20 protein-coding genes and 1 pseudogene are annotated in these 20,823 nt (G+C 74.9%); 10 read left to right on the forward strand and 11 right to left on the reverse strand.

Annotation, left to right across the window (positions count from 1 at the left end):
- Window positions 1–18 precede the first annotated feature (18 nt).
- Window positions 19–792: an Rv3235 family protein gene (locus AD017_RS18270; RefSeq protein WP_060574924.1), complete on the reverse strand. Its 774-nt coding sequence runs from the start codon at window positions 790–792 to the stop codon at window positions 19–21.
- 207 nt (window positions 793–999) lie between these two features.
- Here AD017_RS18270 and AD017_RS18275 point away from each other — a divergent pair, with 207 nt between their 5' ends.
- The 4 genes from AD017_RS18275 to AD017_RS18290 are packed head-to-tail and all read left to right on the forward strand — an operon-like array spanning window position 1,000 to window position 3,721.
- Window positions 1,000–1,536, forward strand: coding sequence for a MarR family winged helix-turn-helix transcriptional regulator (locus AD017_RS18275; protein WP_145982531.1), 537 nt, complete (start codon window positions 1,000–1,002; stop codon window positions 1,534–1,536).
- Window positions 1,537–1,545: 9 nt separating this feature from the next.
- Window positions 1,546–2,523 carry an ABC transporter ATP-binding protein gene (locus AD017_RS18280; protein WP_010232952.1) on the forward strand — a complete coding sequence of 326 codons (978 nt, stop codon included), beginning with the start codon at window positions 1,546–1,548 and terminating at the stop codon, window positions 2,521–2,523.
- A complete protein-coding gene (locus AD017_RS18285) occupies window positions 2,520–3,284 on the forward strand; it encodes an ABC transporter permease (protein WP_010232954.1) in 765 nt (254 codons plus the stop codon). Before AD017_RS18280 ends, AD017_RS18285 begins: the two co-directional genes overlap by 4 nt.
- Before the next feature lie 32 nt (window positions 3,285–3,316).
- Window positions 3,317–3,721, forward strand: a complete 405-nt coding sequence (locus AD017_RS18290) for an HAD-IA family hydrolase (RefSeq protein ID WP_060574926.1) — start codon at window positions 3,317–3,319, stop codon at window positions 3,719–3,721.
- Between the two features lie 111 nt (window positions 3,722–3,832).
- On the opposite strand, the gene AD017_RS33490 is transcribed toward AD017_RS18290, so the two are convergent.
- The 3 genes and pseudogenes from AD017_RS33490 to AD017_RS18300 all read right to left on the reverse strand — a co-directional run bounded on the left by AD017_RS33490 (window position 3,833) and on the right by AD017_RS18300 (window position 6,224).
- Window positions 3,833–4,099 carry an antitoxin gene (locus AD017_RS33490; protein WP_010241553.1) on the reverse strand — a complete coding sequence of 89 codons (267 nt, stop codon included), beginning with the start codon at window positions 4,097–4,099 and terminating at the stop codon, window positions 3,833–3,835.
- An 82-nt stretch (window positions 4,100–4,181) separates the two neighbouring features.
- Window positions 4,182–5,384, reverse strand: a pseudogene (locus AD017_RS18295) (alpha-hydroxy-acid oxidizing protein); the annotation flags it as partial.
- 39 nt (window positions 5,385–5,423) lie between these two features.
- On the reverse strand, window positions 5,424–6,224 hold the full coding sequence (locus AD017_RS18300) for an RNA methyltransferase (RefSeq protein ID WP_060574927.1): 801 nt from the start codon (window positions 6,222–6,224) through the stop codon (window positions 5,424–5,426).
- Between AD017_RS18300 and AD017_RS18305 the strand changes: the two genes are divergently transcribed.
- Both AD017_RS18305 and AD017_RS18310 read left to right on the forward strand, forming a co-directional pair.
- Window positions 6,223–7,662 carry a wax ester/triacylglycerol synthase family O-acyltransferase gene (locus tag AD017_RS18305; RefSeq protein WP_010241547.1) on the forward strand — a complete coding sequence of 480 codons (1,440 nt, stop codon included), beginning with the start codon at window positions 6,223–6,225 and terminating at the stop codon, window positions 7,660–7,662. The two genes, AD017_RS18300 and AD017_RS18305, sit on opposite strands and share 2 nt — an antisense overlap.
- A gap of 30 nt (window positions 7,663–7,692) precedes the next feature.
- Window positions 7,693–8,199, forward strand: a complete 507-nt coding sequence (locus AD017_RS18310; RefSeq protein ID WP_010241545.1) for a hypothetical protein — start codon at window positions 7,693–7,695, stop codon at window positions 8,197–8,199.
- A 6-nt stretch (window positions 8,200–8,205) separates the two neighbouring features.
- Here the strand turns inward: AD017_RS18310 and AD017_RS18315 are convergent, their stop codons facing one another.
- The 3 genes from AD017_RS18315 to AD017_RS18325 are packed head-to-tail and all read right to left on the reverse strand — an operon-like array spanning window position 8,206 to window position 10,929.
- Window positions 8,206–9,207, reverse strand: a complete 1,002-nt coding sequence (locus tag AD017_RS18315) for a LacI family DNA-binding transcriptional regulator (protein WP_060576458.1) — start codon at window positions 9,205–9,207, stop codon at window positions 8,206–8,208.
- A 30-nt stretch (window positions 9,208–9,237) separates the two neighbouring features.
- Window positions 9,238–10,557, reverse strand: coding sequence for an MFS transporter (locus tag AD017_RS18320; protein WP_060574928.1), 1,320 nt, complete (start codon window positions 10,555–10,557; stop codon window positions 9,238–9,240).
- Between the two features lie 39 nt (window positions 10,558–10,596).
- Window positions 10,597–10,929 carry an L-rhamnose mutarotase gene (locus AD017_RS18325; protein ID WP_010241539.1) on the reverse strand — a complete coding sequence of 111 codons (333 nt, stop codon included), beginning with the start codon at window positions 10,927–10,929 and terminating at the stop codon, window positions 10,597–10,599.
- 219 nt (window positions 10,930–11,148) lie between these two features.
- Here AD017_RS18325 and rhaI point away from each other — a divergent pair, with 219 nt between their 5' ends.
- Genes rhaI through AD017_RS18340 form a run of 3 tightly spaced genes read left to right on the forward strand, consistent with a single transcriptional unit; the run spans window position 11,149 to window position 15,841 of the window.
- Entirely contained in the window at window positions 11,149–12,312 is a 1,164-nt protein-coding gene (gene rhaI, locus AD017_RS18330) for an L-rhamnose isomerase (protein ID WP_060574929.1), read from the forward strand.
- Complete coding sequence (locus AD017_RS18335; protein WP_010241536.1) at window positions 12,312–14,372, forward strand: bifunctional rhamnulose-1-phosphate aldolase/short-chain dehydrogenase; 2,061 nt, start codon at window positions 12,312–12,314, stop codon at window positions 14,370–14,372. The genes rhaI and AD017_RS18335 overlap by 1 nt, the downstream gene beginning before the upstream one ends.
- Window positions 14,369–15,841 carry a rhamnulokinase family protein gene (locus AD017_RS18340; RefSeq protein WP_060574930.1) on the forward strand — a complete coding sequence of 491 codons (1,473 nt, stop codon included), beginning with the start codon at window positions 14,369–14,371 and terminating at the stop codon, window positions 15,839–15,841. Before AD017_RS18335 ends, AD017_RS18340 begins: the two co-directional genes overlap by 4 nt.
- 17 nt (window positions 15,842–15,858) lie before the next feature.
- Here the strand turns inward: AD017_RS18340 and AD017_RS18345 are convergent, their stop codons facing one another.
- Window positions 15,859–16,668, reverse strand: coding sequence for a crotonase/enoyl-CoA hydratase family protein (locus tag AD017_RS18345; protein ID WP_060574931.1), 810 nt, complete (start codon window positions 16,666–16,668; stop codon window positions 15,859–15,861).
- A gap of 34 nt (window positions 16,669–16,702) precedes the next feature.
- Between AD017_RS18345 and AD017_RS18350 the strand changes: the two genes are divergently transcribed.
- Entirely contained in the window at window positions 16,703–17,638 is a 936-nt protein-coding gene (locus AD017_RS18350) for an SMP-30/gluconolactonase/LRE family protein (protein WP_060574932.1), read from the forward strand.
- A gap of 4 nt (window positions 17,639–17,642) precedes the next feature.
- Here the strand turns inward: AD017_RS18350 and AD017_RS18355 are convergent, their stop codons facing one another.
- From AD017_RS18355 to aroA, 3 genes are read right to left on the reverse strand one after another with little or no spacing between them, the layout of a single operon-like run.
- Window positions 17,643–18,458: a hypothetical protein gene (locus AD017_RS18355; RefSeq protein WP_010241530.1), complete on the reverse strand. Its 816-nt coding sequence runs from the start codon at window positions 18,456–18,458 to the stop codon at window positions 17,643–17,645.
- A gap of 20 nt (window positions 18,459–18,478) precedes the next feature.
- Window positions 18,479–19,531 (reverse strand): ribosome small subunit-dependent GTPase A, encoded by a 1,053-nt coding sequence (rsgA, locus tag AD017_RS18360; RefSeq protein ID WP_082398792.1) that lies wholly within the window; start codon window positions 19,529–19,531, stop codon window positions 18,479–18,481.
- Entirely contained in the window at window positions 19,495–20,799 is a 1,305-nt protein-coding gene (gene aroA, locus AD017_RS18365) for a 3-phosphoshikimate 1-carboxyvinyltransferase (protein ID WP_060574933.1), read from the reverse strand. Before aroA ends, rsgA begins: the two co-directional genes overlap by 37 nt.
- Window positions 20,800–20,823: the final 24 nt, after the last annotated feature.

The raw sequence follows: 20,823 nt of genomic DNA on the forward strand, positions 1-20,823 counted from the left end.
CCGCCGTGCCGGTGGCCGTCAGAGCAGCCGGACGGCGGTGACCCGCCAGTGCGGGCCACCGGGCCTCCGGTCGAGACGCAGCACGAGCGCACGGGTCCGACCGGTGACGGGCAGCGTGGTGCAGACCTCGGCGGCGTCCGGGTGCGGTTGTGCGACGTGCACCCGGCCCGCCCACCGGCCGGCGGGCCGCGGCGTCCCGCACCCCGGAGCGCCGGCCCGCCCTCCGCGGCCGACGGTGGACCGCGCCGGCCGTGCGGCGGTGCCCGTGCGGGCGGCGGTGAGGTAGCGGAGCACCTGCGGTGTGACGACCGGCCCCAGCTGCGCCGGGGCGCGGCGGCCGGTCAGGACCTCGGCGACGAGCCGGGTCAGCTCGGCGGCGCGGACCCGGGTCGCCGGGGCGTCCGGTGGGACGACGTCGGGCGGCTCCACCTCCGGTGCCGGCGGCCCCGGGAGCGGTGCCGGCCGGGGCGGACGGCCCGACCTCATCCGGAACCCGCCCGGGAGCACGACGACGAGTCCCGGTGGCAGGTCGGCGGGGACGTCGTCGAGGGTCCGGGCTACGAGAACCGTCTCGCCGGCGGACGGTGGCACGTCCCCGACGTGAGCACCGGCAGGACCGGCGGCACCGGCGGGACCGGCGGCACCCGCGGCACCGGGGGCGCCGGCGGCACCGGGGGCGCCGGCCGCGGCGACGACAGGTGCGCGAGGAGCGGGGAGCGGGGCGGTGCCGGGGCCGGAAAGGACGGCCCCGGCGACGGGAGGTGCGGGCGCGGCGCCGGGAGACGTGGTCACGCGTCCAGCCTGCGGAGCCGGCCGCCGCCGAGGACCGGTCCGGCCGGGATCCGTTCCTGCACCGTCCGTTCCTGCACCGTCCGTTCCTGCACCGTCCGTTCCCGCACCGTGCGAGTCCGCACCGTGCGGGTCGGCACCGTTCGCGCCCGCACCGGGCGCCCCCGCGATCCGCCCCGGCGCCGGGCCGCGCCCCCGTACCCTCCCGCGATGCCCGACCGCCCGACGCACCCGTCGCCGTCGCCCCTGCTCTGCCCGCCCCGCCTCGTCCCCGCGGGCCACGGACCAGCCGGCGGCGGACCCGCCGATGGCCTGCACAGCACGAGCACGGCCGATCTCCTCGTCCGTACCGGCGCCGCGGTGCTCGGTGCGCGCCGGTCCCGCGCGGCCGCGCACGGGCTGCCGCTCACCGCCGTCACCGTGCTCGACGTGCTGTCCCGCACCGGCGGCGGCCTCGTCCAGCGCGAGCTCGCCGCCTGGGCGCGGATCGGGCCGACCACCCTCGTACCGGTCCTGGACGCGCTCGCGGACGCGGGGCTCGCGGAGCGGGTCGTCGATCCCGTCGACCGGCGCGTGCGCCGGGTACGGATCACCGACGCCGGCCGGGAGCGTCTGCGCGCCGCCCGGCCGGCGGTGCGCGGGCCGCGCCTGCCGGAGCCTCCCGCGGAACACGCGGAGGCGATCAGGGGGTATCTGGTCGCGGTGGTCGTGGCCCTGGAGCAGGATCACCGGGAGACGTCGTCGTAGGAGGACACCATGGGACAGGCCGCGGTCGAGGTCGTCGACCTGGTGAAGCGCTACCCGAAGGCCGACCGCAACGCCGTCGACGGGTTGTCGTTCGAGGTCGGCGAGGGCGAGGTGTTCGGCCTGCTGGGCCCGAACGGTGCAGGGAAGACGACGACGGTCGGCGTCCTGACGACGCGGGTGGTGCCGACGTCCGGGATCGCCCGGGTCGCCGGGCTCGACGTGCGGACCGACGCGGTCGCGGTGTGCGCGAAGCTCGCCGTCGTGCCGCAGCGGCAGAACCTGGACCGCTCGCTCGGCGTCCGCGACAACCTCGTCTTCCACGCCGCGTACCACGGGGTCGGCCGCGCCGAGCGGAACCGGCGGGCCGACGAGCTGCTGGAGCGGATGGGCCTGGCGGACAAGGCGAAGGCGATCGCCGACGACCTCTCCGGAGGACAGGCGCAACGCGTGATGATCGCGCGGGGGCTCATGCACCGGCCGGAGGTCCTGTTCCTCGACGAGCCCTCCACCGGGCTCGACCCGCAGGCACGGCTGTTCGTGCACGACCAGATCCGCGGGCTGTCCGACGAGGGCGTGACCGTCGTCCTCACCACGCACGACATGGACGAGGCGCACAAGCTCTCGGACCGGATCGGCATCGTCGACCACGGGGCGCTGCTGGCGCTCGACACCCCGGAGGCGCTCGTCCGCGAGCTGCCGGGCAGCGCGACCGTCGGCGTCGTCGCCGAGCCCGGGCCCGGCGGCCCGGAGCCGCTGCGCGACGCGCTGGCCGGGCTCGACGGCGTCGCCCGGATCGAGTCGGTGCCCGGGACGGGCGGTGAGGGCACCGTGACGTTCCGGCTGTCGGTGACCTGCGAGCCGGCGACGCTGCTCGCCCCGGTCGTCGACCTGCTCGGGCGGCACGGCGCCGGGGTGCGGGACGTGTCGCTGGGCGAGGCGACCCTGGAGGACGTCTTCATCGACCTGACCGGCAGGGACCTGCGATGAGCGGGCGCGCGTTCCTGGCGGTGCTCCGCCGCGACGTCTACGTCACCGGACGGGAGCTGCCCTCGTTCCTGGCCCAGGTGCTGGTGCAGCCGTTCTTCTTCCTGCTGGTGTTCGTCGTCGTCCTGGGCCGCGGCGGGTTCGTCGCCGAGGGCTACGGCGAGATCATGCTGCCCGGCCTCATCGCGCTGAACGCGATGTTCGGCGCGCTGCAGAGCGTCACGCTGCCGCTGGTGTTCGAGCTGTCCTGGACCCGCGAGATCGACGACCGGTTGCTGGCACCGATGCCGGTGTGGGCGGTCGCCGTCGAGAAGATCGTGTTCGCCGGGCTGCGCGGGCTGCTGGCGAGCCTGCTGATGGTGCCGATCGGCCTCGCCATGATCGACGTCGGCTGGCCGGCGGAGGGGCTGCTGCCGGCCCTGCTGATGGTCGTCCTCGGTGCGCTGCTGGGCGCCGCCATGGGGCTGACGATCGGCACGGCCGTCCCGCCCCGGCGGATCAACATCCTGTTCGCGGTGATCTTCACGCCGCTGCTGTTCACCGGCTCCGTGCAGTACCCGTGGCTGACGCTGGAGGACCTGCGCTGGTTCCAGGTGCTGTCGGCGCTGAACCCGCTCACGTACGTGAGCGAGGGGCTCCGCGCGTCGCTGGTCCCCGGGATCCCGCACATCCCCCTGTGGGTCTGCGTGCTGGTCCCGGTACTCGCCATCGTGCTGTTCACCCTGCTGGGTATCCGCGGTTTCCTCCGGCGCGCGCTGGACTAGCGTCCGAGGGGGCGCTGGGTACAGTCGCGGGGGTGGCGGAAGCACGCACCCTGCGCGGCCTGATCGTCGACTACGGCGGCGTCCTCGACGAGCCCGGTGGCGGCGCGCTGCTGCTCGACTACGCCCGCCGCGCCGCCGGCGCCGGGGTCCGGACGGCACTGTTCTCCGGTGCGCACGCGGTGCCCGACGAGTGCGCCGAGGCGTTCGGCACCGTGCTGCTCGGCGCGGTCCGCGGTGCCCGCAAGCCGAGCCCGGACGCGTTCGCGGCGGCGGCCGCGGAGCTGGGGCTGGAGGCCGCCGACTGCGTCGTCGTCGACGACCTCGGGGCCTGCGTGCGCGGCGCCGCCGCGGCCGGGGCGGTCGGCGTCCGGCACGTCGAGCCCGGTGCGACCCTCGCCGAGCTGGAGATCCTCCTGGGGGTCCCGGCCGGCCCGTGACCCGGTCCGGACGTGCGGAGGCGCCGCCCGCGATGCGGACGGCGCCTCGGAGTCGCGGTGCCGGCGGATGCCGGACCGGTCGTGCCGCGTGCCGGTGCTACCGGCACGCGCTCACTGCTGCGGCGGGGGCGGCGGAGCCTGGCCCGGCTGCTGCCCGGGCGGGGGCGGCGGGGCCTGGCCGTCCGGGCCGGGCTGACCGGGCTGCTGGGTGCTGTCCCCGGTCCCGGTCCGCTCGCGCGCGAACTTCGTCGCGGTGTCGATGTGCTGCTCGTTGCCGGCGAACTTCTTCTTCGCCGCGTCGCCAGCCTTGTTCAGCGCCTGATCGACCTTGTCGTCGTGCTTGCCGAGCAGTTCCTTGGCCTTGTCCAGGAAACCCATGCGGACATGGTGGCCTCGTCACCGGCCCCGCGCACCCGGTGCGTGTAGTCCGTCCGGGTGAAAGGGGACGGGTGGTCGCCGGGCGGAGCCGGGCGTGCTCCGGGCGCAGGTCGTCGATCCGGGTGACGCCGAGCAGCTGCATCGTGCGCTCCACCTCCGCCCGCAGGATCTCGATCGACCGCCGCACACCGGCCTCGCCACCGGCCATCAGGCCGTACAGGTAGGCACGACCCACGAGCGCGGCCCGCGCACCGAGCGCGACGGCCGCGACGACGTCGCCGCCGTGCAGGATCCCGGTGTCGACGAGCACCTCGGCGTCGTCGCCCAGCTCCTGCACGACCGGCTCGATCAGCTCCGCGGGCACCGGCGCCCGGTCGAGCTGGCGGCCGCCGTGGTTGGAGAGCAGGACGGCGTCGGCACCGGCCGCGACCACCCGGCGCGCGTCGGCGACCGACTGGACGCCCTTGATCACCAGCTTGCCCGGCCAGGTCTCGCGGAGCCAGGCGACGTCGTCCATCGTCAGTGCCGGGTCGAACACCTTGTTGATGACCTCGAACGGGCTGCCGCCCGCGGTGAGGCTCTCGAACGTCAGCGGCTCGGTGGTGATCAGGTCGAACCACCAGCGCGGGTGCCGGGCGCCGTCGACGAAGGTCCGCAGCGAGAGCGCGGGCGGGATGGACAGGCCGTTGCGGGCGTCGCGCCGCCGGTTGCCGCCGACCGGCGTGTCGACGGTGAGCAGCAGGGTGTCGTAGCCGGCGGCCCGGGCCCTGGAGACCAGGTCGTGCGCGACCGAGCGGTCCTTCCAGAGGTAGAGCTGGAACCAGTGCCGCCCGCCGCGGCCGGCCTCGGCGACGCCCTCGATCGTCGTCGAACCCATGGTGGACAGCGCGTACGGGATCCCGGCCGCCGCCGCGGCGGCCACGGCGCGCTCGCCCTCGGTGTGCATCATCCGGGTGAAGCCGGTCGGGGCCAGCGCGAACGGCAGCGCGGACCGGCCGCCGAGCACGTCGCGGCCGGTGTCGACCCGGGAGACGTCGCGCAGCACCGTGGGCGTGAACTCGACCGACGACCACACCTCGCGGGCCCGCCGCAGGCTCACCTCGTCCTCGGCGGCGCCGTCGGTGTAGTCGAACACCGCACGCGGGGCCCGCTTCCGGGCGAGGGCGCGCAGGTCGCCGATGCTCGTGGCGCGGGCCAGCCGCGCGGCCGTCCGGTCCAGCGTGACCGGGGCCGGGCGCAGCAGCGGCGCGAGCTCGGACGGGCGGGGCATGCGACGTCGCACCATGACCCGACCCTAGGCAGCCGGCGGCGTCCGGGGGAGGGGTCAGTCCCGGCGGCGCAGCAGCTCGTAGGCCGCGACCGCGCCGGCGGAGGCGACGTTGAGCGACTCCACCCCGCCGTACATCGGGAGCGACAGGATCCCGTCGAGCCGCTCCCGGACGTCCTCGGTCAGGCCGTCGGTCTCGTTGCCGAGCACCAGCGCCACCCGGTGCGGCAGCTCGGCGTCGAGCAGCGAGCCGGAGCCGGTGTCGAGGCCGAACACCGAGAACCCGGCGTCGCGCATCAGGTCGACGCCCTCGGCGGCGGTGCTGCAGCGCAGCACCGGGGCGGCGAACGCGACCCCGGCCGACGCCTTGATCACGAGCGGGTCGATGGCGGGCACGCCGCGGCGGGGCAGCAGCACGCCGTCGAGCCCGGCGGCGGTGGCGCTGCGCAGGATCATCCCGACGTTCGACGGGTTGGTGACGGCGTCGAGCACCAGCACCGACGCCGGTCGGCGGCTCCCCAGGTCGGAGAGGAACACCGGCAGCGGCGCCATCCGCGGGGCGACGACGTCGGCGAGCACCCCCTGGTCGTGCCGGCCGTTGCCGGCGAGGACCTTCACCCGCTGCGCCGACGCCCGCTGGACCGGCACCCCCCGACCGCGGGCGGCGGCGGTGATCTCGCGTTCCCCGGCACCCCGCACCGAGTCGGCGAGGACGACCTTGTCGACCTCGAGATCCGGGTCGGACAGCGCCTCCAGGACCGGCTTGCGGCCGTACACGGTGATGAATCGGTCCTTCGGGGACACGGCGCGGTCGGTCACGGCGGCCACGATCCCACGCGCACGTAGGATCGCGGCCATGCCGTCCCGGCTCTCCGCGCTCGACGCCTCCTTCCTCTACCTGGAGGAGGCGACCACACCCATGCACGTCGGCGGTGTCGCCGTCTTCGACCGGCCGCGCGACGGCTTCGACTACGACCGGCTCGTCGAGCTCATCGAGCAGCGGCTCGCCCTCGTGCCCCGGTTCCGGCAGAAGGTCCGGCACGTGCCCGGGAACCTCGCCCGCCCGGTGTGGGTCGACGATCCCGAGTTCGACATCGCCTACCACGTGCGGCGCTCGGCGCTGCCCCGTCCGGGCAGCGAGGAGCAGCTGACCGACCTGGTCGGGCGGCTGATGTCCCGCCCGCTCGACCACGGGCGCCCGCTCTGGGAGATGTACCTGATCGAGGGGCTCGCGCCGGCCTCCGACGGGCGTCGCGGCGGTGAGGACCGGGTCGCGATCGTCACCAAGACCCACCAGGCGATGGTCGACGGCATCTCCGCCATCGACATCGGCCAGGTCATCCTCGACGTGTCCGCCGAGCCCCGTGACACCCCGGACGAGCTGTGGATGCCGCGTCCGGAACCGAGCGACGGCCAGCTCGTGCTCGACGCGATCGGCGAGGCCGTGACCCGGCCGACCGAGCTGGTCGAGAACGTCCGCGTCGCCACCGGCGACGCCCTCGCGACCGTCGGCAAGGTGACGGGTGCGGCCGGGAAGGTGCTGGCGATGGCGCGGACCGCGGGCAGGCGTGCCCCCGGGCTCCCGCTCAACGCCGAGATCTCCACGCAGCGCCGGTTCGCGCTGGCCCGCACCGGCCTGGAGGACTACCGCAAGGTGCGCGCCGCCTACGGGTGCGACGTCAACGACGTCGTGCTCGCGGTGATCGCCGGTGCGCTCCGCACCTGGCTCATGTCGCGCGGCGAGCCGGTCGGCGGGTCGTCGACGGTGCGGGCGCTGGTGCCGCTGTCGGTCCGCGGCGAGGGCGACGTGCCCAGCTCGGCGACCGGCAGCTCGCTCGGCAACCGGGTGGCGTCGTTCCTGGTGGACCTGCCGGTCGGCGAGCCGAGCCCGCTGGTGCGGCTGCACCAGGTGACCCACCAGATGCGCGAGCACACCGACACCGGCGACGCCGTCGGTGCCGACACCCTGGTCCGGATCGGCGGGTTCGCCCCGCCGACGCTGCACGCCGTGGGCGCCCGCGCGGCCAGCGGCATGTCCCGGCACTTCTTCAACCTGATGGTGACCAACGTGCCGGGCCCGCAGTTCCCGCTCTACGCCGCGGGTGCCCGGATGCGGGAGATGTTCCCGGTGGTGCCGCTGGCGAAGGGGCAGGCGGTCTCCATCGGGCTGACCAGCTACGACGGCGGCGTCTACTACGGACTGAACGGCGACCGGGACGCCATGCCCGACATCGAGGTGCTCGCCGGGATGGTGAACGAGTCGCTCGACGAGCTGCTCGAGACCCTCCGGCAGTAGCGCCGCGAGCTTCGAGAAAGGACCCCCGACGTGCGGATCTACCTCCCCGCGACGTGGCCCATGCTGGCCCGCACGGTGAAGACCGGCAGCTTCGAACCGCTCGGCGGGACCGCGTTCGCGCTGACCCCGAAGCTGCGCGAGTCGTACACGACCGGCGACGACGAGGAGCTCGAGTACGCCGCGCTGAACGAGGCCGCGCGCGCCTCGCTGCGGCTGCTCGCCGTCGAGTTCGGACTCGGCGAGGACGGGACCCCGTCCCGCCGGGTGGTCGTCGCGGCCGACACCGACGACGTCACGCTGCGCCCCGATCTCGACGACGGCGCGGTCCGGGTGACCGGCCCCGTGCCCGTCGCGAAGCTCGCGGCGGTCCACGTGGACCTTCCGGAGGCCGAGCACGCCGTGCGGGAGGCCGCCGCTGCCGTCGACAAGGCGGACCTGGGGGACCTCGACGCCGAGTTCCTGGTCGGTGAGGCCGAGGACCACGAGCTGGCCTGGTACGACCCGTCCGAGCTGCCGTTCCTGGTCGAGCTGGGCTGAGCGCCTTCAGGACGCCGACGACAGGCCGGCGCGGGGCCGGGCGGAGGAGCGCACGACCAGCTCGGGGGAGAAGACGAGGTTGCTCCGCCCCGCGGCGTCGTCCAGCAGGAGGCGCGCGGCCTCGGTCCCGAGCTGCCGTGCGGGCTGGGCCACGGTGGTGAGCGCGACGCTCGCCGTCTCGGCGAACGAGATGTCGTCGTAGCCGACCACCGCCAGCTCGTCGGGGACGGCGACGCCGCGCCGCATGCAGGCGTTGAGCACACCGATCGCGAGCAGGTCGTTCGCGCAGAACACCGCCGTCGGCCGGGCCGGCTCGGGGACCGCGAGGATCTCGTCGAGGACCGCGGCGCCGGAGCGGATCGACAGGTCGGCGCTGTCGATCACCCGGATACGCCCGCGGGAGCCGGACCGCAGCCCGTGCAGCCGGTCGGAGACCTGGCGCAGCGACACCGGCCCACCGGCGAACGCGATCTGCTCGTGGCCGCCGGCGTCGAGCAGCTCGCCGACGAGCTCGCCGCCCCGGACGTCGTCGACGGCGACCGAGGCGAACCCGGGACCGGCCGGCACCCGGTCGACGAAGACGACCGGCGGGTGCGACCGACGCGCCGCGAGCTGCTGCGCGCTCGCGACCTCGTGCACCGGGGACAGCAGGATGCCGAGCACCTGCTGCTGCAGCAGCCGGTCGAGGTGCCGGGCCTCCCGGGCCGGATCCCCGGCGCTGTTGCAGACGACCACCTGGGTGTCGTGCTGCTCGGCGATCTCCTCCGCACCCTCGACGATCTCGCCGAAGAACGGGTTGGTCACGTCCAGCACGACGACGGCGACGGTCCGGCTCATCCCCGCCCGCAGCTGGCGGGCCGGTTCGCTGCGCACGAACCCGAGTTCGGCGATGGCCCGCTCGACGCGGGCCCGGCGCTCCGGGCCGACCCGTTCCGGCCGGTTCAGCACGTTGCTCACCGTGCCGAGGGAGACCCCGGCCAGGCGTGCGACGTCCTTGATGCTGGCCACGGGCACCACGGTAGCCGCCGGTCGCGCGTGTCAGCCGACGGCCGGTGAGCCCGGCTTCGGGGTGCCGGGGGCGATCTCCGGAGAGACGACCTCGCCGTAGCGCTCGATCTCGATCTGCTCGAGGCTCTTGCCACGGGTGTCCGGGGCGAACACCGCACCGACGACGAGCGCGACGACCAGGAAGGCGATCATCAGCAGCCCGACCGGGGCGACGCCGTGGGTGGCGAGCAGCGTCGGGAACCAGTAGCTCAGCACGCCGATCGCGAACCGGACGGCGAAGAACAGCACGCCCTGGGCGCTGGCCCGGTACGGCGTCGCGAACAGCTCGCTGGTCCACAGCGCGTAGAACGCCTGCGCGCCGATGCCCGCCGAGACGCCCCAGCTGACCGCGAAGAGCAGCAGCAGCGGCAGGTTCGCCTCCGCGAAGACCAGGATGACCCAGGCGAAGATGCCCAGCGCCGCACCGATGACGTAGAGGGTGCGGCGGTTCACACGGTCGCCGTAGCGCATGAAGCCGAACCAGGTGGCGGCCACCGTGCAGCCCCACAGCAGCGCCTGCAGCAGGTTCTGCTCGACCTCGCTGGTCACGCCGGAGGTCTCGTAGACCCGCGGCATGAAGATCCCCATCTGGCCGGCGACGAGGTTCCAGAAGCCGTAGATGCCGAACAGCACCAGCAGCGCGGTGACGTTGGCCCGCCCGGAGAACAGGGCCCGCGGCCCGCCGCGGCGCACGGCTGCGCCGGCCTGCTGGTTGTGCTTCCACATCCGCGACTCGGAGAGCCCGCGCCGGATCCACCAGACCACGAACGCCACGACGAACAGGTGGGCGAACACCAGCCGGGCGCCGAACAGGCCGAGCGGGGCGGTCAGCACGACGGCGAGCAGGAACCCGACGACCGGGCCCGCGGACCAGGCGAGCTGCGCGGCCCCGACGTGCTTGGCCCGCTCCCCGGGCGGCGCCTCCTCGGCGATGTAGGTCCACGACGCCGGGACGCCGGCCCCGACGGCGATGCCGGTGATCAGGAACGCCGCGAGCAGCATCGGGAAGTTCACCGCGAACGCGGCCAGCAGCACGCCGACCATGAACACGACGAGGTCGTAGGTGTAGATGAACTTGCGGCCGTAGCGGTCGCACAGCGGGCCGCCGATCGCCGCGCCGATCGCGGCACCGAAGGCGTTCGCGCTGAACGCGGCGAGCAGCCCGACGGCGAAGTCGTCGATGCCGAACGCGTCCTGCCACAGCGACAGGCTCGTCGCGATGGCGATGATCGATCCGGCCTCGATGTAGTTGGACATGGCGACGGATGCCGTCGCCTTCCAGCCGGTGGTGTGCGTGCTTCCGATTCGCATCGTCGCAGCCCTCTCAGGGGTCGGAAGTGCCGTGGTCGGTCAGGCGAGGTGGAAGTACTCGGTGAGCCGGTCGAGCCCCTGATCGGGGCGGGTGCCGTCGCCGGCGGCGAAGAACCGCGACATGGTGGCCTGCCAGCGCTCGTTGACCGGCTCGCCGTCCATGCCGGCCAGGGATGCGGCGAAGTCGTCGCAGGTGACGGTCCCGACGACGAGCGCGGCCTCCGGCTTCACGAACAGCGAGTAGTCCCGCCAGCCGTGCCTGCGCAGCGCGTCGAGCATCTCCGGCCACACCTCGCGGTGGGCCTCGAGGTACTCGTCGACCAGCTCGGGCCGCAGGTGCATCAGGAAGCAGACACGCTCTCCCACCGGCATCCCCCTCGATGTGTGGAGTCGATGATGAACCGTTTCAACATCTGGCGGCGGAGTGTGGCACGGCGCACCGCTGCCGGACAAGCCCTCTCTCGCCTCGTCCGTCGGGGCTCGATGGTGTCGAGGGTTGACCGGCCGTCGGTGACGTCCGTACCGTCCGGCTCGGTAATTGATTCGTTTCAACGGCTGCGGCCGTGCCGATGCACCCCGGGGTGATCACCGATGACGCCGTCCGAGACGGTCCTGTCCGCGCTGGCCGAGCAGAGCATCGAGCTGCCCAGCTGGGCGTTCGGGAACTCCGGCACCCGCTTCAAGGTGTTCGGGCAGCCGGGCACCGCGCGGACCCCGTACGAGAAGGTGTTCGACGCCGCGACCGTGCACCGGTGGACCGGGCTGGCGCCGCGGGTGTCGCTGCACGTGCCGTGGGACCGCGTCGACGACTGGGCCGCGCTCTCCGCGCACGCCGCCGACGAGGGCGTGCGCCTCGGCGCCGTCAACTCCAACCTGTTCCAGGACGACGACTACCGGCTCGGCTCGCTGACCCACCCGGACCCGCTGGTGCGCAAGAAGGCGATCGCGCACCACGCCGAGTGCGTCGACGTCATGCGGGCGACCGGATCGACCGACCTGAAGCTGTGGCTGCCCGACGGCACCAACTACGCCGGCCAGGACGACATCCGCGCCCGCCAGGACCGGCTCGCCGAGTCGCTGTCGGAGATCTACGCGCTGCTCGACCCGCACATGCGGCTGCTGCTGGAGTACAAGTTCTTCGAGCCGTACTTCTACACCACCGACGTCCCGGACTGGGGCACGTCGCTGCTGCACTGCCTCGCACTGGGCGACCGGGCGCAGGTCGTGCTCGACACCGGGCACCACGCACCGAACACCAACATCGAGTTCATCGTCGTCCAGCTGCTGCGGGCCGGGCGGCTCGGTGCGTTCGACTTCAACTCCCGCAACTACGCCGACGACGATCTCATCGTCGGCGCTGCCGACCCGTTCCAGCTGTTCCGGATCATGAACGAGATCGTCGGCAACGACGCCCTGACCGGGCAGGGCGTGAACTTCATGCTCGACCAGTGCCACAACATCGAGCCGAAGATCCAGGGCCAGATCCGCTCGGTGCTCAACGTGCAGGAGGCGACGGCGAAGGCGCTGCTCGTCGACCGCGCCGCCCTGCGGGCGGCACAGACCGCCGGTGACGTCCTGGGCGCCCACCAGATCCTGGTCGACGCGCACTCGGCCGACGTCCGCCCGCTGCTCGCGGAGTTCCGCGAGTCCCGCGGCCTGCCCGCCGACCCGTTCGCGGGCTACCGCGCGTCCGGCCACGACCAGCATCTCGCCGCGACCCGCGTCGGTGGCGAGCAGGCGTCCTGGGGCGCCTGATGACCACGCACGAGGAGACCATGAGCCCGCACCCCGTCGTCGCCGACCTGATCGCCCGCTCGAACCGGCTGGGCGCCGACCCGGCCACCACCAACTACGCCGGCGGCAACACCTCCGCCAAGGGCACCGCCACCGATCCGGTCACCGGCGGCGACGTCGAGCTCGTCTGGGTCAAGGGCTCCGGCGGCGACCTCGGCACGCTCACCGCGTCCGGGCTCGCCGCGCTCCGCCTCGACCGGCTGCGGTCGCTGGTCGGCACCTACCCGGGCGTCGAGCGCGAGGACGAGATGGTCGCCGCGTTCGACTACTGCCTGCACGGGCGCGGCGGTGCCGCCCCGTCGATCGACACCGCGATGCACGGCCTCGTCACGGCCCCGCACGTCGACCACCTGCACCCGGACGCGGGTATCGCGATCGCCTGTGCCGCCGACGGCGAGGCCCTGACGAAGGAGATCTTCGGGGACCGGGTGCAGTGGGTGCCGTGGCGGCGCCCCGGATTCCAGCTCGGCCTGGACATCGCCGCGGTCGCCGAGGCGAACCCACAGGCCATCGGGGTGGTCCTCGGCGGGCACGGGATCACCGCCTGGGGCGACGACGCCGACGCCTGCGAGGCGCACTCGCTGGAGATCATCCGGACGGCGCAGGCGTACCTGGACACCCGCGGCGCCGCCGAGCCGTTCGGCCCGGTCCGCCCCGGCTACGAGGCACTGGCGGATGCCGAGCGGCGGGCGAAGGCCGCGGCGCTGGCCCCGGTCGTGCGCGGGCTCGCCTCGACCGACCGGGCGCAGGTCGGCCACTTCACCGACTCGCCGGTCGTCCTCGACTTCCTGTCCCGGGAGAAGCTCGGCGCGCTGGCCGAGCTGGGTACCTCCTGCCCGGACCACTTCCTGCGCACCAAGGTGAAGCCCCTGGTGGTGGACCTCCCGGCGGACGCGGGCGTCGAGGAGACCGTCGCGCGGCTCCGGGAGCTGCACGAGACCTACCGGGAGGGTTACCGCGCCTACTACGACCGGCACGCCGACGCCGGCTCGCCCGCGATCCGCGGTGCGGACCCGGCCGTCGTGCTCGTCCCCGGGGTGGGGATGTTCTCCTTCGGCGCGACCAAGCAGACCGCACGGGTGGCGGGCGAGTTCTACGTCAACGCGATCAACGTGATGCGCGGCGCCGAGGCCGTCTCCCGCTACGCCCCGATCGACGAGGCGGAGAAGTTCCGCATCGAGTACTGGGCGCTGGAGGAGGCGAAGCTGCAGCGGATGCCTGCCCCGAAGCCGCTCGCCGCGCGGGTCGCGCTGGTGACCGGCGCGGCGTCCGGGATCGGGAAGGCCGTCGCGCAGCGGCTGGCCGCCGAGGGCGCCTGCGTCGTGGTCGCCGACCTGGACGCGCAGCAGGCCGCCGACACGGCCGCCGCGCTGGGCGGCACCGACGTCGCGATCGGGGTCGCGGCCGACGTGTCGAGCGCGGACGGGGTGGTCGCCGCGTTCGCCGCGGGCGCGCTCGCGTTCGGCGGGATCGACCTCGTCGTCAACAACGCCGGGCTGTCGATCTCCAAGCCGCTGCTGGAGACCACCGAGCACGACTGGGACCTGCAGCACGACGTGATGGCGAAGGGCTCGTTCCTGGTGTCCCGCGAGGCGGCCCGGACGATGATCGCGCAGGGGACCGGTGGTGACATCGTCTACATCTCCTCGAAGAACGCCGTGTTCGCCGGACCGGACAACGTCGCCTACGGCGCCACCAAGGCCGACCAGGCCCACCAGGTGCGGCTGCTCGCCGCCGAGCTGGGCGGGCACGGGATCCGGGTCAACGGCATCAACCCGGACGGCGTCGTCCGCGGCTCCGGGATCTTCGCCGGGGGCTGGGGCGCGCAGCGGGCCGCGGTCTACGGCGTCGAGGAGTCCGAGCTCGGCGAGTTCTACGCACAGCGCACCATCCTCAAGCGCGAGGTGCTCCCGGAACACGTGGCGGCGGCGGTGTTCGCACTGACCGGCGGCGACCTCACCCGGACCACCGGCCTGCACGTGCCGGTCGACTCCGGCGTCGCGGCGGCGTTCCTGCGATGAGCGCGGGGACGTTCGCCGCGGTCGACCTGGGCGCCTCCAGCGGCCGGGTCATGACCGCCCGGATCGGCCAGGGCGTCCTCGAGCTCGCCGAGGCGCACCGGTTCGCGAACCGGCCGGTGCGGGTCCGCGGCACCCTGCACTGGGACGTGCTCGACCTCCACCGCGGTGTGCTCGACGGGCTCCGCGCCGCCGCCCGCGCCGCGGGCCGCCTCGACGGCGTCGGCGTCGACAGCTGGGCGGTCGACGTCGGACTGCTCGACGCCGACGGCGACCTGCTCGGCAACCCCGTCCACTACCGTGACCCGGTCCACGAGCGCGGCGTGCCGGTGGTGCACGGGCTCGTCCCTCCGGACGAGCTCTACGCCGTCAACGGGCTCCAGCACCTCCCGTTCAACACCGTGTTCCAGCTCGCCGCCCGGCAGGGGAGCGCCGCGCTCGCCGCCGCCCGCCGGATGCTGCTGGTGCCCGATCTCGTGGCGTACTGGCTCACCGGCGCCGTCGGCGCGGAGGTCACCAACGCCTCCACCACCGGGCTGCTCGACGCCCGCACCCGGCGGTGGGCGACCGGGACGGTGTCGCGGCTCGGGCTCGATCCCACGCTGCTCCCGCCGCTGTGCGAGCCCGGCGACCGGATCGGGGAGCTGCTGCCGGAGGTGCTGGACGCGACCGGGCTCACCGGCCCGGTTCCGTTGACCGCGGTCGGCTCGCACGACACCGCGTCGGCGGTGCTCGGCGTCCCGGCGGCGGGGGACTCGTTCGCCTACGTCTCGTGCGGCACCTGGTCGCTGGTGGGCGTCGAGCTGGCGAAGCCGGTGCTCACCGAGGACGCCCGCACGGCAGGTTTCACCAACGAGCTCGGAGTGGACGGCACGGTCCGGTTCCTGCGCAACGTGATGGGGCTCTGGCTGTTGCAGGAGTCGTTGCGCACCTGGGCCGACACCGACGGCGCCGAGCCGGACCTCGCCGCGCTGCTCGCGGGGGCGGCCCGGCTGCCCGCGTTCGGGTCCGTCGTGGACGCCGGAGACCCGCGCTTCCTCGCCCCCGGCGACATGCCGGCGCGGATCGCCGAGGCCTGCGCCGAGCGCGGCGAGCCGCCACCCGACGGCCGGGCCGGGACCGTGCGCTGCATCCTCGACAGCCTCGCGCTGGCCTACCGGCGCGCCGTCGACCGGGCCTGCACGCTGTCCGGGAATCCCGCCGAGGTGGTGCACCTCGTCGGCGGCGGCGCGCGCAACACGCTGCTGTGCGACCTGGCGGCCGACGCCTGCGACCGGCCGGTCGTCGCCGGGCCGGTGGAGGCCGCGGCGCTGGGCAACGCCCTGGTCCAGGCCCGGGCGGCCGGGATCCTCGACGGCGGCCCGCCCGAGCTGCGACGGCTGGTCCGCGACACCCAGGAGGTGCGGACCCACCGGCCCGACCCGGTGCGGGCCCGCGCCGCGGCCCGCGCGCTGGAACGTCTCGGGGCCTGAGACCCCGGCCCGCCGGCTCAGCCGTCGGTGAAGCGTGGCGCGCGACCCTCCAGCCGGGCGACGACCGCCTCACGCTGGTCCGGGCTGCCGATCAGCGCGCCGATCTCGTCCTGCTCGGCGGCGAGGCCGTCGGCGATCGGGGACCGGCCTTCGTCGTCGAGCAGGCGTTTCGCGGCGCGTACGGCCTGCGGGCTCAGGGCGGCGATCTCCCGCGCCGTCTCCCACGCCGCGGCCCGCGGGTCGGTGGCGGTGCGGGTGGCCAGCCCGAGCGCGACGGCGTCGGTGCCCGACACCGGCCGCCCGGTGAAGGTGAGGTCCTTCGCGACGTCCCGCCCGACCAGCCCGGGCAGCAGCCGGGTGCCGCACATGTCCGGCACCAGGCCCCAGCGGATCTCCAGCACCGACAGCGTCGCGTCCGGGGCGACGATCCGGATGCCGGCGCCCAGCGCGATCTGCAGGCCGCCGCCGAGGGCGTTGCCCTGCACCGCGGCGATCACCGGGACGGGCAGCTCCGCGAACCCCCACACCGCGCGCTGACCGGTGGCCCGCGCGGGTGAGCCCGCGGCGGGCGGGGGAAGCTCGGCCGTCGCGGAGAGGCGTTCGCCGGACCCCATCGCGCGGAACATGTCGCGGTCGAGACCGGCGCAGAAGTCCGGCCCGTCGGCGGAGAGGACCACCGCGCGGAGTCCCGGCGTCGTGCGGAGACCGTGTGTGGCGTGCACGATCGCGGAGAACATGGCGACGTCGAGTGCGTTGCGCTTGTCCGGCCGGGACAGCCGTACCTCGGCGACGCCGCCGTCCACGGTGGTCCGTACGCGCTCGTCCATGGGCCGACCGTAACCCGCGAGGAGGCAATGTCGGATGTTCGTCGCACCGGAGCTGCACGAGGTGACCCGTGGGCTGGCGTTCCCGGAGGGCCCGGTGGCGCTGTCGGACGGGTCGGTGCTCGTCGTCGAGATCGCCGCGGGCCGGGTGACCCGGGTGCTGCCGGACGGCACGCACGCGCTCGTCGCGGAGACCGGCGGCGGCCCGAACGGCGCGGCGATCGGCCCCGACGGCGCCGTGTACGTCTGCGACAACGGCGGTTTCGCCTGGCACACCCGCCCTGACGGCACCGTCTATCCGGGGAACCAGGCCGAGGACTACCGGGGCGGCGCGATCCTGCGCATCGACCCGGACAGCGGCGCGACGACCGTGCTGTACGACGGGCTCCGCGGCCCGAACGACATCGTCTTCGCTGCGGACGGGACGTTCTGGTTCACCGATCTCGGCAAGCGGCGCCCGCGCGAGATGGACCTCGGCGGGCTGCACCACGCGACCACGGACGGGTCCGCGCACACCGAGGTGGTGCACCCGCTGATCACGCCGAACGGTGTCGGGCTCTCCCCGGACGGCTCCCGGCTCTACGTCGCCGAGACCGCGACCGGCCGGGTCTGGTGCTGGGCCGTGACGGGCCCGGGGACGCTGGCGGCGCCCGACGAGCTGCCCGGCCCGCCGGGGCCCGGCGGTGCGCGGCTGCTGCACGGGTTCGCCGGGTACCGCAACCTCGACTCGCTGGCCGTCGACGGCGACGGGAACGTCTGCGTCGCGACCCTGGTCAGCGGGGAGATCAGCGTGCTCTCCCCGGCGGGCGAGCTGCTGGGTACGGTCGCCCCGCCCGAGCACGACCCGCACGTCACGAACATCTGCTTCGCCGGTGCGGGGTCCCGGGACGCGTGGGTCACCTCGTCCGGGTGGGGCAGGCTCTACCGCTGCACCTGGCCGGTGGACGGCCTCGACCTCGCGTTCCGGCGGTGAGCGCTCAGCCCGGCACCGGCGGCTCGATCGACACCGGCGCGCCCCAGTCCCGGTAGCGGATCAGCAGGTCGAGCGTCCCGGCCCCGGGCAGCTGCTGGCGGAGCCTGCTGCGCAGCGGTCTGCGGTCGGCGTCCAGCCACACCTCGGTGCTGATCCGCGTCACCCCGGCCCGGTGCTGCGCGGCGAGCGCCTCCCGGCTCGCCGGGTCGTGCTCGCTCGCGATCGCGCGCACCAGGTCGACGACGAGCGTGTAGTGCACCGCCGGGGTGCCGTCGACATCGGAGTCGCTCGCGTCGGCGACCAGCACGGCGTCCGGGTAGCGGGCCACCGCGGCGAGCGGGTCCACACCGGACGCGACGTTCGCGGCGGTCGTCGCGTCGGCGGTCACCTCCGGCGGCATCGCCGCGCGGCCGGCCTCGGCCCAGCCGGTGCCGGTCGGGTGCAGCCACGTGCGGTCCCCGACCCGGACGAGCTCGGTCGTGCGCCCGCCGTCGCCCTCCGGCCCGGTGCGCAGCACCAGCCGCACCGACGGCCCGGCGCCCGCCGGGTCGAGCCGCATCACGCCGTCGCCGCTGACCGGGACCGGGCCGGAGCCGCCGTCGAGCGTCCCGGCGACCGACAGCCCGGCGGTACCGTCGGACCGGGTCCGGGCGCGGACGTCCGCGAGCATCGGGGCCGGGTCGTAGTACTTCGGCAGCTCGGCGGCCGTCGGCGACGGTTCCGGGGTGGACCCGGACGAGCCGGGCCAGGCGCAGCCGGAGAGCACCGCGGCGAGCACGGCGATGCCGGCCACGAGTGCCGCGCGGCGCCGTCCCGGCACGTCCGCCTCCGTCCTGCGGGTCAGCCCTGGTTCAGCGCCACGAGGATGCGGCGCAACGCCCCGAGTCTGCCCCCGGCGAGCGCGCCGGAGGCGACCAGGTCGTCCAATGCGCACTCCGGGTCGGCGGGCGGACCGAGGTGGCCGCAGCCGCGCGGGCAGTCGTCGATCACCGCGGCCAGGTCGCCGAACGCCGCGACGACGTCGTCCGGGCCGACGTGCGCGAGCCCGAACGAGCGGATCCCCGGGGTGTCGACGACCCAGCCGTCGGCGTGCGGGAAGGCGAGCGCGGCCGTCGTCGTGTGCCGTCCCTTCCCGACACCGGAGACCCGGCCGGTCGCCTGGTCGGCGTCCGGGACGATCGCGTTGACCAGCGTCGACTTCCCGACACCGGAATGGCCGACGAGGGCGCACAGCCGTCCGGACAGCTCCGCGTGCAGGGCGTCCGCCCCCTCGGGCGCCCCCGCCGCGTCCCGCCCGGTGATCACCAGCGGCACCCCGAGCTCGCGGTACTGCGCGGCGAACGACTCCGGATCGGCCAGGTCGGACTTCGTCAGGCAGAGCACCGGCTCCAGGCCGCCGGCGTAGGCGGCGACCAGGCAGCGGTCGACGAACCCGGTGCGGGGGACCGGGTCGGCGACGGCGGTGACGACGACGAGCCGCTCGGCGTTCGCGACGACCACCCGCTCGTAGGGATCGGTGTCGTCCGCGGTGCGCCGGAGCACGGTGTCCCGCTCGGCGACCCGCACGATCCGGGCCAGGGTGTCCGGCTCACCGGACAGGTCCCCGACGAGATCGACCCGGTCCCCGACGACCACCGGGGTCCGGCCCAGCTCCCGGGCCCGCATCGCGACCACCTGCGGGCGTGCCGGGTCGGCGTCGACCGCGCAGGTCCAGCGCCCCCGGTCGACGGCGGTGACCATCGCCCGGGTGGCGTCGGCGTGCGCGGGCCTCCGCTTGCTGCGCGGTCGCGATCCGCCCCGGCCCGGGCGGACACGGACGTCGGTCTCGTCGAGGGCACGGATGTCGCGGGCCACGATCAGCCGTTCGCCGGGGTCCCGAGGAGGGCCGACCACCGGCCGGGGAAGTCCGGGATGGTCTTGTCCGTGCAGCCGATGTCGTCGACCAGCACCCCCGGCACGACCAGCCCGACGATCGCCCCCGCCGTCGCCATCCGGTGGTCGGCGTAGGCACCCCACGGCCGGTCGGCGCGGCCGGTGAGCGGTTTCGGGTCGATCACCAGGCCGTCGTCGGTCTCGGTGACGGACCCGCCCAGCGCGGTGATCTCCGCGGCGAGCGCGGCGAGCCGGTCGGTCTCGTGGCCGCGCAGGTGGCCGATGCCGCGGAGCCGGGACGTGCCGTGCGCGAGCGCGGCGAGCGCGGCGACGGTGGGGGCGAGCTCCCCGGCGTCGTGCAGGTCGACGTCGATCCCGGACAGCCGGTCCGGCCCGGTGACGGTCAGTCCGACGGCGTCGTGGGTGACGGTGGCGCCGAACCGCTCGAGGACGGGCAGCACGTCCACCCCGGGCTGGGTGGACGCCGCCGGCCAGCCCCGCACCGTGACCCGTCCGGCGGTGACGGCCGCCGCGGCCAGGAACACCGACGCGTTCGACAGGTCCGGCTCGATGTCCCAGTCGCGCACCGCGACCGGGCCGGGCTCCACCCGCCAGGTGTCGGGATCCTCGCCGGTCGTCCGGTCGGCGACGGTCACGCCGGCCTCGCGCAGCATCCCCACCGTCATGTCGACGTGCGGCAGCGACGGCAGCGCCCGCCCCGCGTGCCGCACGGTCAGCCCGCGCTCGAAGCGGGCACCGGACAGCAGCAGCCCGGACACGAACTGCGACGACGCCGACGCGTCGATCGTCACCTCGCCCCCGGCGATCGGCCCGCCGTCGAGCCGGAACGGCAGCGCGTCGCCGTCGACCCGGGCACCCAGCGTGCGCAGCGCCGACAGCACCGTGCCCATCGGACGTTCCCGGGCGCGGGGGTCGCCGTCGAACCGGACCGCACCGGACGCCGTCGCCGCGGCGGGCGGGGCGAACCGCATGACGGTGCCCGCGAGCCCGCAGTCGATCTCGGCCGGGGTGTCCCCGGTGCCGCCGCGCAGCCCGTCGTGCGCCCCGGTCGTGACGGTGTCCCCGTCGGCCGACACCGGGACACCGAGCGCGGCGAGCGCGCCGGTCATCAGCGCGGTGTCGCGGGTCGGGGGTGCCCCGCCCACCCGGCAGGCGCCGCCGGAGAGCCCGGCGAGCAGCAGCGCCCGGTTGGTCACCGACTTCGAGCCGGGGACGGAGACGGTGCCGGTCACCGGGGCACCGGGCGTGGGGGCGGACCAGAAGCTCACGCCCCCATCTTCTCCCACGTGCCA

Origin of the sequence: Pseudonocardia sp. EC080619-01 (genome assembly GCF_001420995.1) — a bacterium.
In the GTDB taxonomy this organism is placed as follows: domain Bacteria; phylum Actinomycetota; class Actinomycetes; order Mycobacteriales; family Pseudonocardiaceae; genus Pseudonocardia.

Bases quoted from the DNA above. Each gene is read 5' to 3' on its own strand.
- rhaI (WP_060574929.1), top strand. From the start codon at position 11,149: ATGACGCCGTCCGAGACGGTCCTGTCCGCGCTGGCCGAGCAGAGCATC.
- AD017_RS18340 (WP_060574930.1), top strand. From the start codon at position 14,369: ATGAGCGCGGGGACGTTCGCCGCGGTCGACCTGGGCGCCTCCAGCGGC.
- AD017_RS18300 (WP_060574927.1), bottom strand. From the start codon at position 6,224: ATGGCCGCGATCCTACGTGCGCGTGGGATCGTGGCCGCCGTGACCGAC.
- AD017_RS33490 (WP_010241553.1), bottom strand. From the start codon at position 4,099: ATGGGTTTCCTGGACAAGGCCAAGGAACTGCTCGGCAAGCACGACGAC.
- AD017_RS18280 (WP_010232952.1), top strand. From the start codon at position 1,546: ATGGGACAGGCCGCGGTCGAGGTCGTCGACCTGGTGAAGCGCTACCCG.
- AD017_RS18320 (WP_060574928.1), bottom strand. From the start codon at position 10,557: ATGCGAATCGGAAGCACGCACACCACCGGCTGGAAGGCGACGGCATCC.
- AD017_RS18275 (WP_145982531.1), top strand. From the start codon at position 1,000: ATGCCCGACCGCCCGACGCACCCGTCGCCGTCGCCCCTGCTCTGCCCG.
- AD017_RS18305 (WP_010241547.1), top strand. From the start codon at position 6,223: ATGCCGTCCCGGCTCTCCGCGCTCGACGCCTCCTTCCTCTACCTGGAG.
- AD017_RS18345 (WP_060574931.1), bottom strand. From the start codon at position 16,668: ATGGACGAGCGCGTACGGACCACCGTGGACGGCGGCGTCGCCGAGGTA.
- AD017_RS18285 (WP_010232954.1), top strand. From the start codon at position 2,520: ATGAGCGGGCGCGCGTTCCTGGCGGTGCTCCGCCGCGACGTCTACGTC.
- AD017_RS18350 (WP_060574932.1), top strand. From the start codon at position 16,703: ATGTTCGTCGCACCGGAGCTGCACGAGGTGACCCGTGGGCTGGCGTTC.
- AD017_RS18325 (WP_010241539.1), bottom strand. From the start codon at position 10,929: ATGCCGGTGGGAGAGCGTGTCTGCTTCCTGATGCACCTGCGGCCCGAG.
- AD017_RS18335 (WP_010241536.1), top strand. From the start codon at position 12,312: ATGACCACGCACGAGGAGACCATGAGCCCGCACCCCGTCGTCGCCGAC.